Annotated in this window: 13 protein-coding genes; 9 read left to right on the top strand and 4 right to left on the bottom strand. The window is 72.6% G+C overall.

Annotated elements, in window-relative coordinates; all coding sequences use genetic code 11:
* Position 1: 1 nt before the first annotated feature.
* Both ACTMMA_RS02590 and ACTMMA_RS02595 read right to left on the bottom strand, forming a co-directional pair.
* Complete coding sequence (locus ACTMMA_RS02590; protein ID WP_441188538.1) at positions 2-793, bottom strand: fructosamine kinase family protein; 792 nt, start codon at positions 791-793, stop codon at positions 2-4.
* 196 nt (positions 794-989) lie between these two features.
* Positions 990-1,145: a hypothetical protein gene (locus ACTMMA_RS02595; RefSeq protein ID WP_441188539.1), complete on the bottom strand. Its 156-nt coding sequence runs from the start codon at positions 1,143-1,145 to the stop codon at positions 990-992.
* Here ACTMMA_RS02595 and ACTMMA_RS02600 point away from each other — a divergent pair.
* Positions 1,125-2,054 (top strand): hypothetical protein, encoded by a 930-nt coding sequence (locus ACTMMA_RS02600; RefSeq protein ID WP_441188540.1) that lies wholly within the window; start codon positions 1,125-1,127, stop codon positions 2,052-2,054. The genes ACTMMA_RS02595 and ACTMMA_RS02600 overlap by 21 nt on opposite strands.
* Positions 2,055-2,124: 70 nt before the next feature.
* On the opposite strand, the gene ACTMMA_RS02605 is transcribed toward ACTMMA_RS02600, so the two are convergent.
* Complete coding sequence (locus ACTMMA_RS02605; RefSeq protein ID WP_441188541.1) at positions 2,125-2,640, bottom strand: low molecular weight protein-tyrosine-phosphatase; 516 nt, start codon at positions 2,638-2,640, stop codon at positions 2,125-2,127.
* Between the two features lie 37 nt (positions 2,641-2,677).
* On the opposite strand from ACTMMA_RS02605, the gene ACTMMA_RS02610 reads away from it, so the two are divergent.
* From ACTMMA_RS02610 to ACTMMA_RS02645, 8 genes are all read left to right on the top strand, one after another.
* On the top strand, positions 2,678-3,481 hold the full coding sequence (locus ACTMMA_RS02610) for a GNAT family N-acetyltransferase (protein WP_441188542.1): 804 nt from the start codon (positions 2,678-2,680) through the stop codon (positions 3,479-3,481).
* On the top strand, positions 3,451-4,131 hold the full coding sequence (locus ACTMMA_RS02615) for a 4'-phosphopantetheinyl transferase family protein (RefSeq protein ID WP_441188543.1): 681 nt from the start codon (positions 3,451-3,453) through the stop codon (positions 4,129-4,131). The genes ACTMMA_RS02610 and ACTMMA_RS02615 overlap by 31 nt, the downstream gene beginning before the upstream one ends.
* Entirely contained in the window at positions 4,128-5,639 is a 1,512-nt protein-coding gene (locus tag ACTMMA_RS02620) for an SDR family oxidoreductase (protein WP_441188544.1), read from the top strand. The genes ACTMMA_RS02615 and ACTMMA_RS02620 overlap by 4 nt, the downstream gene beginning before the upstream one ends.
* Positions 5,640-5,685: 46 nt before the next feature.
* Positions 5,686-7,566: a 2-oxoacid:acceptor oxidoreductase subunit alpha gene (locus ACTMMA_RS02625; protein WP_441188545.1), complete on the top strand. Its 1,881-nt coding sequence runs from the start codon at positions 5,686-5,688 to the stop codon at positions 7,564-7,566.
* Positions 7,563-8,801: a 2-oxoacid:ferredoxin oxidoreductase subunit beta gene (locus ACTMMA_RS02630; RefSeq protein WP_441188546.1), complete on the top strand. Its 1,239-nt coding sequence runs from the start codon at positions 7,563-7,565 to the stop codon at positions 8,799-8,801. Before ACTMMA_RS02625 ends, ACTMMA_RS02630 begins: the two co-directional genes overlap by 4 nt.
* The gene (gene rarD / locus ACTMMA_RS02635; RefSeq protein WP_441188547.1) at positions 8,798-9,727 is read left to right on the top strand and encodes an EamA family transporter RarD; all 930 of its coding nucleotides are present in this window, start codon (positions 8,798-8,800) and stop codon (positions 9,725-9,727) included. Before ACTMMA_RS02630 ends, rarD begins: the two co-directional genes overlap by 4 nt.
* An 89-nt stretch (positions 9,728-9,816) precedes the next feature.
* A complete protein-coding gene (locus ACTMMA_RS02640) occupies positions 9,817-10,464 on the top strand; it encodes a TetR/AcrR family transcriptional regulator (protein ID WP_441188548.1) in 648 nt (215 codons plus the stop codon).
* Between the two features lie 23 nt (positions 10,465-10,487).
* Entirely contained in the window at positions 10,488-13,304 is a 2,817-nt protein-coding gene (locus tag ACTMMA_RS02645; RefSeq protein WP_441188549.1) for an MMPL family transporter, read from the top strand.
* Here the strand turns inward: ACTMMA_RS02645 and ACTMMA_RS02650 are convergent.
* Positions 13,274-14,275: a hypothetical protein gene (locus ACTMMA_RS02650; protein WP_441188550.1), complete on the bottom strand. Its 1,002-nt coding sequence runs from the start codon at positions 14,273-14,275 to the stop codon at positions 13,274-13,276. The two genes, ACTMMA_RS02645 and ACTMMA_RS02650, sit on opposite strands and share 31 nt — an antisense overlap.
* Positions 14,276-14,372 lie beyond the last annotated feature (97 nt).

The following is a 14,372-nucleotide window of genomic DNA, read 5'->3' on the forward strand; positions in this document are numbered from 1 at the left end:
CTCACCGCGTCGCCGCCACGAGCATCGAGGTGGCCTCCAGGTCGTAGCCGCCGCCGAAGAGCAGCGAGTGCACCACCAGCGGCACCGTCTGGTAGACCGCGACCCGCTCCTGCCAGCCGTCCGCGAGCGGGAAGGCCTCGGCGTAGGCCGCGTAGACCCGCCCGCTGAACCCGCCGAAGAGCTGCATCATCGCCAGGTCAACCTCGCGATGGCCGTAGTGCGCGCACGGGTCGATGAGCCAGTCGTGCCCCTTGGTGTCGATCAGCCGGTTGCCGCCCCACAGGTCGCCGTGCACCAGCGTCGGCGGCCCCACCGGCCCCAGCCGCTCCGGGGCAATCCGCTCGGCGCGCTCCAGGGAGTCGGGGTCAAGGACGCCGCGCTCGACCCCGCGCCGCACCAGCGGGACCAGCCGCCGCTCGACCCAGCTCTCCCACCACGTCTCGGTGGGCGTCAGATCGATCGGACAGGCACCCAGGTATGCGGTGCTCTCACCGTCCGTGGAGCCGTACGCCTCTCCCGTGGTCCGGTGGAGCGCGGCCAGCTCCTGGCCGAAGCGCTCCTCGGTCATGGCGCTGCGGTGGGTGCCCTGCTCGACCCACTCCAGCGTGATGTGGTCGGCGGCGACGTCCAGCACGGCCGGCACTCGGGCCCCGGCCGCCGCGAGCGCCCGCAGGCCGACCGCTTCCCGCGCGAAGAACTCCGGCGGGGCGTCGGCCAGCTCCTTGCGGAAGGCCGGCCTGCCGTCCTCGAGGGTGATCCGCCGTGGCGTCCCGGTGATGGCCATGCCGCTCATCGTGCCATGCACCTCCCGACACCCCTCCCGTCATGCACCTGTGGTCCTGCACTTGTTGGGCCAGAGCACCAGAACTGCAGGACCAGACCCGCAGGACACCACGCAGGACCCACGCGGAACCCACGCAGGGCCGGTTATCCACAGGCCCCCTGCGCCGACCCTCCGCAGCGGTCAGGCTGGGACGATGTCGAGCTCCTCAGAGGATGGGCAGCGCACCGCGCGACCGCAGCAGCCAGCCGCCGGCGCGCAGGGAGGTCATGCCCCGCAGCCGGTGGCCACCGCTGAGCAGCCGGTCGACCGTCGGCAGCGTGGCATCCGACGCCGCGCACTGGTGCAGGAGGAGCTCGGTCACCAGGACGGCGTGGTCACGGTGGCGCAGCTGCGGGAGCTCGGGCTCACCTACGACGAGATCCGCGCAGAGGTGGAGGCGGGTCGCTGGCACCGGGTGGGCCGCAAGACCCTCAGCATCACCGGCCCGGAGCCCAGCGGGCCGAGGGCGCTTGCCCGCAGGGCGGTCTGGGAGGTCGGTGGTCATGCCTGTCTCGATGGCGCCAGCGCCCTGATCCAGGCCGGGCTGACCGGCTGGAGCGAGGACAAGGTGCACGTCAGCGTCGTCCGGGGAGCCCGGTATCGCCTGGTCGAGGGCGTGCGCGTGCACGTCCTCCGCGAACGAGGGCGAGTCATCGGCAGCGATCCGCCCCGCACCCCGCCGGAGGTAGCCGCCCTTCGCGCGGCGACCTGGGCGCGCACGGACCGCGAGGCAGCCACCATCCTGGCCATGGGGGTCCAGCAGCGGATCGTCGCGGCGGACCGGCTGGGCCCGGCGTGGGAGTCGTCGCCGCGATCGTCCCGCCGTGCCCTGCTCGGGCGGCTCGTGGGGCTGGTGGCGGACGGCGCGCAGGCCCTGTCCGAGATCGACTTCGCCGAGCTCGGCCGCGCCCGCGGCTGGCCCGAGCCCGACCGGCAGGTAGTCGTGCGGACCTCCCGCGGCCGGATCTACCTCGACGTCCGTTTCACCCGCTACGGCACGGTCGCGGAGATCAACGGCGTCCAGCACTACTCCAAGCTGGTCAGCATCGACGATGCCCTGCGGCGCAACGAGCACGCGATCTCCGGCGAACGGGCGCTGGAGATCCCCGCGGTCGGGCTGCTCCTGGATCCCGAGCCGCTCCTGGACCAGGTCGAGGCGGCTCTCCGGGCCGGTGGCTGGCCGGGCCCAGACCTGTCCTGCGGCTCTGGTCCTGCAGAAGTCGCGTCATAACGCGAACAGCGCAGGACACGAAACGCAGGACAGCCTCAGCCCCCGCCCCTGGACGACACGGAGGGCGCGCCTATCCCCTCAGGACCCGCTGCGCGGCCACGACCTCACCGACGCGGTCCTCCTGGATCGCGGTGACCAGCCCGTCGACGGCGTCCTCGATCTGGTCGTACATCGCGACATAGGCCTCGCGCGGGCGCCCCCACGGGTCGGGGACGTCACGCACGCCGGAGCCGTCGGTCACGTCGCTGGCGAACGCCCCCAGCCGCACCACCTTGGCCTCGTCCTCGGGCGTGCGGGCGAGGGACAGCACGTCGTCCTCGTTGGAGTCGTCCATGACCAGGATCAGGTCGGTCCCGTCGAAGTCCTCGGCCTCGAACTGCGCGGCCCGGCTGGTGAAGACATAGCCCCGGGACTCGCCCTCGGCCTGCGACTCGTGGTGGGGCGGCTCGCCGACGTGGTAGTCGGCCGTCCCGGCGGAGGAGACCTCGACATCGTCCAGGCCGGCCCGGGCCAGCTTGGCGACGAGGACGGACTCGGCGGCAGGTGAGCGGCAGATGTTGCCCAGGCAGACGGTCTTGATGCGCATGGCCCCACTCTGGCACGGGCGGTGGCACAATCGACCGATGCTCATCCGCCCGTGCACGCCGTCCGATCTCCAGAGGCTGGAGCGGGCCTGGCCGAGCCACGGCGTCCACGCCGCGCACCTGCGCCGCCAGGAGGCCGGCGAGGCGACCTACCTCGTGGCCTGGCGCGAGGACGAGCCGGTCGGCTCTGCGATGGTCCTGTGGGGCGGGCCGCACGGGGAGGCGGCGGGCGCCGCATACCCCGGCGTCGTGGAGGTCGCCCACCTGCAGGTGCGCGAGGAACACCGCGGCGCGGGAGCCGGCACCGCCCTCATGCACGCGGCCGAGGACCTCGCCCGCGAGCGCGGCCACCGGCGGGTGGCCGTCGGCGTCGGGACCGACAACCCTGACGCGGCGCGGCTCTACGAGCGGCTCGGCTATCGCCGGACCGGGGTGCTGGACACGACCACCTATAGCTACGTCGGCGAGGACGGGGCGGAGCGGACCGCGACCGAGGAGGACGAGCTGATGGTCAAGGAGTTCCCTGACGGCGGGGTGCGGGCGCAGCTGGAGGCCAAGGAGGCCGAGCTGCTCGAGGAGATGGCGCAGCTGACCAGGCCCCAGCAGGACCAGGGCAGCATCTCCTTCGGCAAGCGGGTCGGCGACGGCACCGCGATGGCGGTGGACCGGCTCACCGCCGTGGAGGCGCACGACACCCTCGGCGCGCTGCTCGAGGAGGTACGGCACGCCATCTCGCGCATCGACGCGGGTGGCTACGGCCGCTGCGAGGAGTGCGGAGAACCCATCCCCGAGGGGCGCCTGGAGGCCAGACCGTGGGCGACGCGGTGCGTGCGGCACAGCTGAGCCCCGGCACGGCGAGCGTGCTCTGGACCGATCTGGGTGACGTCACCGCCGACCCGACGCTCCTGTCGGACGCCGAGCGCGGCCGGGCCGCCGCGATGGCTCCCGAGGTCGCCGACCACTGGGTCCGGACCCGCACCTGGGTCCGCCGGACGCTCGGCCGCACGCTCGCCGCAGACCCGGCCGCCATCGTCATCGCGGCCGACCCGCAGGGCCGCCCGACGCTGCCCGACCACCCCGAGGGCCACCTGTCCATCTCCCACTGCCCGCACGTCGTCGCCCTCGCCCTGGCCGCGGCGCCCCTCGGCGTGGACGTCGAGGACCTGCCCGGCCCGGGGGTCGACCTCGCCCAGGTCGCCGCCGTCGTCGGGGCCCCGTCGGAGCAGGCCGAGCTCGCCGACGTCCGCACGCCCGACCGACCACGGGCCTTCCAGCGCTGGTGGACCCGCAAGGAGGCGGTGCTCAAGGCGGAGGGCACCGGCTTCCTGCGCGAGCCTCGCGAGGTCACCGTCGGGGTCACCACGACCACACCCCCGGCGCCGTGGGTCGTCCACGACCTCGGCCTGCTCCCCGCCAGCGGCAGCCCCGCCCTCGCCCTGGCCACCCACGGCCCGGCCGTCGTGACGGTCCTGCCCCCGCCCTACGATCGGTGACCGTGCGCGACCAGGACGAGGCGAGTGAGACCGCATACCCCGAGGGCAGCGGCGTCGACCCCACCGACCTCGCGACCACGCTCCGGGTCCTCGGCTCGCTGCACGAGCTGCCTGCCGGCCATCCGGACATCCAGGAGGTCAAGCGGGCCGCGGGAGCGATGTACAAGAAGATCCGCAAGACCCGCCGCGCCGAGGCCCGCCGCAGCGAGCGCGCCCCGCTCCTCGCGCACGACGAGGCGCTGCTGGCCCGCACCGCCACCGGCAGCCCCGAGCGGATCGACGACGAGACCCGCGGCATCCGGCTGGAGGCCGAGGGCCACGGGATCATCGGCGAGCTGAAGATCCCGCGCGGGTGCTACATCTGCCACGAGAAGTACACCCGCGTCGACGCCTTCTACCACTGGCTCTGCCCGGCCTGCGCCCAGAAGAGCCATGCCAAGCGCGACCAGCGCACCGACCTGCGGGGCCGGCGCGCCCTGCTCACCGGCGGCCGCGCCAAGATCGGCATGCACATCGCGCTGCGCCTCCTGCGGGACGGCGCCGACCTGACCATCACCACCCGCTTCCCCCGCGACGCCGCGCGCCGGTTCGCCGAGCTGGCCGACTCCCCCGGGTGGCTCGACCGGCTCACCATCGTCGGGATCGACCTGCGCGACCCCACCCAGGTGGTGGCGCTGGCCGACGAGGTCGCCGCCGGCGGCCCCCTGGACATCCTCATCAACAACGCCTGCCAGACGGTGCGGCGCAGCCCGGGCGCCTACGCCCACCTCGTGGAGGGCGAGCAACAACCCCTGGAGGGTATGGGGTCCCACCCCGGTCCGCGCATGCTCACCTTCGACCGGATCAGCGATGCGCACCCCGCCGCGCTGGCGGGGACGCTGCGCACCGGCTCGGCCGAGCTGCCGCACACCCTCGACGTGGCGACGATGGCCCTGTCCGCGGGGTCGGCGAGCCTGGCGGCCTACCGGGACGGCACGGCCATCGACGCCGGCGGGCTGCTGCCGGACCTGGTCACCTCCAACTCCTGGACCCAGCACGTCGACGAGGTGGCCCCGCTGGAGCTGCTCGAGGTCCAGCTGTGCAACTCCGTCGCCCCCTTCCTGCTGGTCAGCCGGCTGCGGCCGAGCCTGCGGGCGGCGGTGCAGCAGGGCGCGAGGCGGGCCTACGTGGTCAACGTGTCGGCGATGGAGGGGCAGTTCTCGCGGCGCTACAAGGGGCCGGGCCACCCGCACACCAACATGGCCAAGGCCGCGCTCAACATGCTGACGCGCACCTCGGCCGGGGAGATGTTCGAGACCGACAAGATCCTCATGACAGCCGTGGACACCGGCTGGATCACCGACGAGCGGCCGCACCAGCAGAAGCTCGACATCGCCGCCGAGGGCTGGCACGCGCCGCTGGACCTGGTCGACGGCGCGGCACGCGTCTACGACCCGATCGTGAGGGGCGAGGCGGGCGAGGACCTCTACGGCTGCTTCGTCAAGGACTACGAGCCGAGCGCCTGGTGAGGCTTTTCGTCCAATTAGCCAACGCGGGCGTAGGATAAAAGATGACATGTCTAGCACCCCTCTGCAGAAGCTCGAGCGCGTCGTCATCAGGTTCGCCGGAGACTCCGGCGACGGGATGCAGCTGACGGGCGACCGGTTCACCTCCGACACCGCGGCCCTGGGCAACGACCTGTCCACGCTGCCCAACTTCCCGGCCGAGATCCGCGCTCCCCAGGGCACGCTGCCGGGCGTCTCCAGCTTCCAGGTCCACTTCGCCGACCACGACATCGCCACCCCGGGTGACGCCCCCGACGTGCTCGTGGCGATGAACCCGGCCGCGCTCAAGGCCAACCTGCGCGACCTGCCCGAGGGCGCGACGATCATCGCCGACAAGGACGAGTTCACCAAGCGCAACCTGGCCAAGGTCGGCTACGCCGCCAGCCCGCTGGAGGACGGCTCGCTGGCGTCCTACCACCTGCACGCGCTCCCCCTGACGAGCATGACCGTCGACGCGCTGGCCGACTTCGACCTGACCCGCAAGGACAAGCAGCGCGCCAAGAACATGCTCGCCCTGGGGCTGCTGTCCTGGCTCTACTCCCGCGACACCAGCGGCACCGAGGCCTTCCTGCGCGCCAAGTTCGGCGCCGCGCCGGAGGTGCTGGAGGCCAACCTGGTCGCCCTGCGCGCCGGCCACGCCTACGGCGAGACGACCGAGGACTTCGCCGTCCGCTACGAGGTCGCCCCGGCCCCGCTGCCGGCCGGCACCTACCGGACCATCACCGGCAACCAGGCCCTGGCCATGGGCCTGGTCGCGGCCGCGCACCGCTCCGGCCTGCCCCTGGTGCTGGGTTCCTACCCGATCACCCCGGCCTCGGACATCCTCCACCAGCTCTCGGCGATGAAGTCGCACGGCGTGATGACCCTGCAGGCCGAGGACGAGATCGCCGCCGTCGGCATGGCGCTGGGCGCCTCGTTCGGCGGGCGCCTGGGGGTGACGACCACCTCCGGCCCCGGCCTGGCGCTGAAGTCGGAGACGATCGGCCTGGCCGTGTCCACCGAACTGCCGCTGGTGATCATCGACGTCCAGCGCGGCGGCCCCTCGACCGGCCTGCCGACCAAGACCGAGCAGTCCGACCTGCTCCAGGCGATGTACGGCCGCAACGGCGAGTCCCCCGTGGCCGTGGTCGCGGCGCAGTCCCCCTCCGACTGCTTCGACGCGGCCCTGGAGGCGGTGCGGATCGCCACGACCTACCGCACCCCGGTCATCCTGCTCTCCGACGGCTACCTGGCCAACGGATCCGAGCCCTGGCGCGTCCCCTCCCCCGCGGACCTGCCGACCCTCGAGGTCACCCAGGCCACCGAGCCCAATGACGTCGACGCCGACGGCAACCCCGTCTTCCATCCCTACCTGCGCGACGAGGAGACCCTCGCCCGCCCGTGGGCGATCCCCGGCACCCCCGGCCTGGAGCACCGGATCGGCGGCATCGAGAAGGCTGACATCACCGGGCACATCTCCTACGACCCGGCCAACCACGACCGGATGGTCCGCCTGCGCCAGGCCAAGATCGACAGGATCGCCGACACCCTGCCCCCGCTGGAGGTCGACGACCCCACCGGCGACGCGCGCGTGCTCATCCTGGGCTGGGGCTCGACCTACGGCCCCATCGCCGCGGCGACCCGACTCGTCCGCGCCACCGGCGCCAAGGTCGCCCGCGCGCACCTGCGCCACCTCAACCCGCTGCCCGCCGACCTGGGCGAGGTCCTGCGCCGCTACGACCGCGTGCTGCTGCCCGAGATGAACCTCGGCCAGCTCGCGCTCATCCTGCGCGCCCGCCACCTGGTCGACGTCCGCAGCCACACCGCCGTGCGCGGCCTGCCCTTCACCGCGGTGGAGCTGGCCCAGCTGCTGCACGAGAACCTCCTCGAGCTCGAGGGAGACCACGCATGAGCCAGACCACCCAGCACACAGACCTCGGTATGCCGCAGCTCGGCTCGATCCCCTCCGGCACCTCCGGGGTCCCCACCCTCGGCGACGGGGAGCAGCTCACCAAGAAGGACTTCACCTCCGACCAGGAGGTCCGCTGGTGCCCCGGGTGCGGCGACTACGCCGTCCTCGCGGCCGTCCAGGGCTTCCTGCCCGACCTCGGCCTGCGCCGGGAGAACATCGTCTTCGTCTCCGGGATCGGCTGCTCCAGCCGCTTCCCCTACTACCTCGACACCTACGGGATGCACTCCATCCACGGCCGCGCCCCCGCCATCGCGACCGGCCTGGCCACCTCCCGCGAGGACCTGTCGGTGTGGGTCATCACCGGCGACGGCGACGCGCTGTCGATCGGCGGCAACCATCTCATCCACGCGATGAGGCGCAACGTCAACCTGACGATCCTGCTGTTCAACAACAAGATCTACGGGCTGACCAAGGGGCAGTACTCCCCCACCTCCGAGGTCGGCGCGGTGACCAAGTCGACCCCGGTCGGCTCGGTGGACCACCCCTTCAACCCGGTCTCCCTCGCCCTGGGCGCCGAGGCCACCTTCGTGGCCCGCACCATGGACTCCGACCGCGCCCACCTCACCGAGGTGCTGCGCGCGGCGGCCGCCCACCGCGGCACCGCGCTGGTCGAGATCTACCAGAACTGCCCGATCTTCAACGACGGCGCCTTCCAGCTGCTCAAGGACCGCGACGAGGCCACCACCCGGATCGCCCACCTGCGCGCCGGCGAGCCGGTGCGCGTGGGCGAGGAGGGCTCCCCCGAGGCCCGGGTCGTGGTGAGGGACGCGCAGGGGCGGCTGAGCCTCATACCGGAGCAGGAGGTCGACGACCGCGGGCAGCAGGTCACCGTCCTGGTCCACGACCCCACGGACCCCGACCCCACGACGGCCTTCGCGCTGTCCCGGCTGGACGACCCGACGCACCAGAACATGCCGATGGGCATCTTCCGCAGCGTGGAGCGGCCGACCTACGACGACGGGGTGCGCGCGCAGGTGCAGTCCGCCGTCGAGGAGCACGGCAGCCTCGACGACGAGGGGCTGGGCGAGCTGCTGCGCGGCCGCAGCACCTGGACCGTGCACGGCACCCGGCCCGGGGCCGCAGAGCAGACGCTGGAGGGCGAGACGACCGAGGGGCCGATCTCGGCCGCGGGGCCGGCGCTGTCCTCCGAGGGTGAGCGGGCGCTCGAGGAGTGAGCGGCCGCTCGCGGCACCAGGAGGGCCTCGCCTACGGCTTCCTGGCCTACCTGATCTGGGGCAGCTTCCCGCTGTACTTCAACCTCCTCAAGCCCGCCGGGCCGTGGGAGGTGCTGGCCCACCGGATCGTCTGGACCCTGGTGCTGTGCGCCCTCATCCTGCTGGTCACCCGCGACCTGCGCTGGCTGGTCACGCTCGCCCGCCATCCTCGCCGGGCCCTGGGCGTCGTGCTCGCCGGGCTGCTGATCGCGACCAACTGGGGCACCTACGTGTGGGCGGTGATGTCGGGGCACGTCACCGAGGCCGCGCTGGGCTACTTCCTCAACCCGCTGGTCACCGTCGCCCTGGGCGTGGTGATCCTGCGTGAGCGGCTGCGCCGGCTGCAGTGGATCGCGGTCGGGATCGGGACCCTGGCCGCGCTCTACCTGACCTTCGACTACGGCAGCCCGCCGTGGATCTCCCTGATCCTGGCCTGCTCCTTCGCGCTCTACAGCCTGCTGAAGAACCGTCTCGGGATCTCCCTGTCGGCGATGCAGTCCCTGACCGGGGAGTCGCTGGCCATCCTGCCGGTGGCCGGTGTCATCCTCTGGTGGCTCGGGCAGAGCGGGCAGAGCACCTTCGGCGGCCACGGCGCGGGTCACACGGCCTTGATGGTGTCGACCGGCGTGGCCACCGCCGTCCCGCTCATCCTCTTCGCGCTGGCAGCCTCGCGGATCCCGCTGTCCTCGATCGGTCTGCTGCAGTTCCTGACGCCGTTCCTGCAGCTGCTGACCGGTGTCCTGCTGCTGGGCGAGCACGTCCCGCTGTCCCGCTGGGCTGGCTTCGCGCTGGTGTGGCTCGCTCTGGTCGTGCTCAGCCTCGACATGGTCCGGCAGCTGCAGCGCTCCCGCCGGCTGCGCCGGGACCTGATCGACCCCGCGCCCTGACCTGCGCGCCCAGCGCGACCAGCGCGACGTGATTATCTGCACATCATGCAGATTTGCACGGTGTGCAAGATCATGAATACCCTGGTGGGGTGACGCAGATCCAGGGACGCGAGATCCACGGTCGGCGGGAGCTCAACAAGGCCCGGACCCGCGAGGCCATCGTCGGTGCCCTCCGCGATCTCCTCCCCGGCACCGCCCTGACCGAGATCACCGTCGACGCCGTCGCCGAGCGGGCGGGCATCTCCCGCCGCACCTTCTTCAACTACTACGCCGGCATCCACGCCGTGCTGGTCGAGGTGCACTCGGCCTACGCCCTGGCCCTCATCGAGCAGATCGACATGGACGGCCTGCGGACCGACCCTTTGCCGGCGGTGCGCGAGATGGTGCGCCGGCAGGGGGTGCCCAGGGACTTCCTGGCCTGGCTGGCCCTGCTCAACTGCCACGACCTCGACCCCGAGGCCCGGGCCCGGATCGAGATGCCGGTGTGGACGGAGATGGGGGTCTGGCTGGAGGAGCTCCTGGCGACCCAGCTGCCGGACGGCACCGAGCAGCTCTACATCGCCACCCTGGCCACCAGCGTCATGCACTCCTTCGCGGCCACCGAGCAGCTGTGGCTGCCCAGCCTGGCCGACCCTCGTCAGGTCACCGACGCCGACGCCCGGCGCTTCACGGACATGCTCGACAAGGCCCTGGGCTATCTGGACCGGGGCTGGGCCCCCGAGCACGCGACTTCCTGAACCAACCCGAAAGGACCACCCCCGTGGCCACACTCCTGCACCGACTCGGGCGCTGGTGCGCCCAGCACCGGTGGACCGTCATCGCGGCCTGGGCCGCCCTCCTGGTCATCGTCGCCGCGAGCGCGCTGACCTTCATGAAGCCCCTGAACAACAACATCTCCATCCCGGGCAGCCGGTTCGAGACGGTGCTCAACACCCTGCGCGAGGAGATCCCCGAGGCGTCGGGCACCACCGGCACCGTCGTCTTCACCAGCGACGCCCCCTTCACCGAGCAGCAGCGCGAGGCCATCTCCGGCGTGGTCGAGGATTGGAACGCCATGGAGAACGTCGAGGCCATCGACCCCTTCACCTCCCAGGACCAGCTCGACGGGACCGCCGGCGACCTCGCCGACGGGCGGGCCGAGCTGGAGCAGGGTGCCGCCGACCTCGAGGACGCCCGGGCCCAGCTCGAGGACGGCCGCACGCAGCTGGCGGACGGGGAGAAGCAGCTCGAGGCCAGCCGTGAGCAGCTCGCCCAGGGCAAGGAGCAGCTGGAGGCGGGGCAGGCCGAGATCGACGCCCAGGCCCAGCAGCTGGACGCGGGGCAGGCCGACCTGGACGCCCAGCTCGCCCAGCTGGAGCAGGGCGTGGCCGCCGGCGTGATCCCGCCGCAGCAGGAGCAGGCCGCCCGCGCCCAGATCGCCGCCGCGCAGGCCCAGATCGACGGTGGCCGCCAGCAGCTGGCCGCCGGGCAGGCCGAGCTCGACGCCTCGCGCACCGAGCTGGAGGCTGGGGAGGCCCAGCTCGCCGAGGGGGAGAAGCAGCTCGAGGAGAGCAGGACCCAGATCGCCGACGGCGAGCAGCAGATCACCGACGGGGAGGCCGAGCTGGCCGAGGGTCGCGAGGCCCTGGCCGCCGGCGAGCGGATGGCCGAGCTGACCGACGGCATGCGCGTGGTCAACGAGGCGGGCACCGTCGCGATGACCCAGGTCTCCGTCACCGGCAGCGAGGTCGCCGCGATCACCCCCGAGGTCGCCGAGCAGATCCAGGCGATCGGGGACGCCATCGAGGCCGACAGCGGCGTCCAGGTGGACTTCTCGCAGGAGTTCTCGATGGACCTCAACTCCATCTTCGGCCCCTCCGAGGCCGTCGGTCTGGCCGTGGCCGGCATCGTCCTGCTCGTCATGCTCGGCTCGCTCGTGGCCGCCGGGCTGCCGATCCTCATGGCCTTCGTCGGGGTGGGCATCGGCGTCGCCGGCGCGATGGCGCTCTCACCGGTCTTCGAGATGCAGTCGATCACCCCGGTGCTCGCGCTCATGCTCGGCCTGGCGGTGGGCATCGACTACTCCCTCTTCCTCATCAACCGGCACCGCCAGCAGCTGCGGCACGGGATGGGCGCCACCGAGTCCATCGCGCTGGCCGTGGGCACCTCGGGCAATGCCGTCACCTTCGCCGGGCTGACCGTTATCATCGCCCTGGCCGCCCTGACCGTCACCGGCATGCCCTTCCTCGGCACCATGGGTCTGGTCGCCGCCGCCACCGTGGCCCTGGCGGTCCTGGTCGCCATCACCCTGACGCCGGCGGTCCTGTCCCTGGTCGGCCTGCGGGTGCTGCCGAAGAAGGCGCGGGAGGCCCTCGCCTCCGGCGACGACCACGAGACCGCCGAGCAGGACGCCCGCGAGGCCGACACCCACCGCGGCTGGGCCGCCTGGGTGCAGCGGCGCCCCTGGCTGGCCATCCTCGGCGTGATCGCGATCGTGGCGGCCCTGGGCTATCCCACCGGGCAGCTGCGCCTGGGCCTGCCGGACAGCAGCTCGGAGCCGGCCGGCTCGACCGCCTACACCACCTACGACACCATCCGCAGCGAGTTCGGCGCCGGCGCCACCGGCGCGGTCCTGGCCGTGGCCGAGCTCGAGGAGCCGGTCGCCGAGGGCGAGACGGCGCTGCTCAACGCCCAGGCCGACATCGCCGAGGACCTCGCCCAGATCGACGGGGTGCTGCGGGTCCTCCCGGCCGGGGTCAGCGAGGACCGCGACGTCCTCGCCTTCCAGATCCAGCCCGAGGGCGGCCCGACGGAGACCTCCACCGTGGCCCTGGTCGACGAGCTGGACGCGACCCTGCCCCAGCTCGGCACGGAGCACGGCGCGAGCATCGACATCACCGGGCAGACCGTGGCCAACATCGACATCTCCGAGCAGCTCGCCGACGCGATGCCGATCTACCTCGGCGTCGTGGTCGGGCTCTCCCTGCTCCTGATGCTGCTGGTCTTCCGCTCGATCTGGATCCCGCTGCTGGCCACCGCCGGCTTCCTGCTCTCGATCGTCGCCGCCTTCGGCGCGGTGGTCGCGGTCTACCAGCTGGGCCACCTCTCCCCCGTCTTCGGGGTGAACGAGGCCGGACCGGTCATCTCGTTCCTGCCGATCCTGCTCATCGGCATCCTCTTCGGGCTGGCCATGGACTACCAGGTCTTCCTGGTCTCGGCCATGCGCGAGGAGCACGTCCACGGCAAGGGCGCACGCACCGCGGTCGTCACCGGCTTCAACCACAGCGCCCGCGTCGTCACCGCCGCCGCGATCATCATGATCTCGGTCTTCGGCGGCTTCATCTGGGCGCACCTGACGATGGTCCGGCCGATCGGCCTGGGCCTGGCGGTCGGCGTGCTCGTGGACGCCTTCCTGGTCCGCATGACCCTCACCCCTGCGGTGCTCTCGCTGCTGGGCGAGAAGGCCTGGTGGCTGCCGCGCTGGCTCGACCGGATCCTGCCCGACGTCGATGTCGAGGGCGCCAAGCTCGAGCGCTCGCTCGGGCGAGGCGGCGCCCCGTCCGCCGATCAGGACCTCGCGGAGGCTCCCAGCCGCTGACCCGCGGCCTGCAGCAGCGTCCGGGCGCCGGCCCGCGCAGCCGGATCACCCTCGGTGATCTGCAGCGCGAGCCGGCGCCCGTCGCTCTTGTAGACCACGATGCCGGGGCCACCGGAGTCGACGATGTAGGCCGTGCGGTCCGGCAGCGCACGCAGCCCGATGCCGCCCCACTTCATGGGGTCGAGGACCTGCACGTCGGCACCGGCGATGTTCTCGGCCGGCGTGCGGGAGACGCGCACCGGCAGCACGAGCGAGCGGATCGTCAGGCCGTCCGCGTCCGCGCTGATCCGCACCTTCGACCACGCCAGGGCCACTCCCCCGGTGCCCAGAGCGGTCAGCACCAGGACGACGCAGAGCCAGATGCTCTGCCCGGCCAGGCCGATGACGACCGCGACCACGAGCATGACGCCCAGCAGCACCCAGCCCATGACGCGCAGCATGCCCGAGGAGACCTCGGTGGCCCACGGCTCCACCGGCCGGGCGGCCCGGCCGCGCAGCGGCTGCACCCGCGAGCGCTCGGGCACGAGTGCGGCCAGCTCCTTGGCCGACGGCGTTCGGCGACCGTGCACCACATACACCAGGATCCCGAGCGCCAGCCCCACCAGCATCGCGACCAGGATCCACCCGTCCCCGACCCGGTCCGGACCGTCGACGCCGGTGCGCCAGACGGTGACCACGTAGATCGCGACCGCCGCCCAGCCGACCGTCGCCGCCGTCGCCACGATCCAGCGCGACCAGCTCTGCGGGATGGCGCGCTGCAGCAGGCCGGAGGCGGAGGAGACGATCGCGGCGATCACGGTGACCACGAAGACGCCGGTCAGGAGCCCGGCGCCGCTGTCCCACCCGTCCGGGAAGCGTCCCGACCAGTGGGTGGGGACGCGCTCCGGCGGGGGCAGCGTGCTGCTGGCGACCAGCAGCACGGCCAGGGGCAGGATCGCGAGCAGGCCGGCGAGGGCGCGGCGGGAGTTCATCGGTGCGGGGTCCCCTCAGGAGATTTCTGGTCAGCCCCAAGGGTATGCGGTGGTGCCCCGCATCCCTGCCGTGCCGGTTCCACCCGGCTTCACCGGC

The sequence above is a fragment of the Ornithinimicrobium panacihumi genome (assembly GCF_052073805.1).
GTDB lineage: Bacteria > Actinomycetota > Actinomycetes > Actinomycetales > Dermatophilaceae > Ornithinicoccus > Ornithinicoccus panacihumi.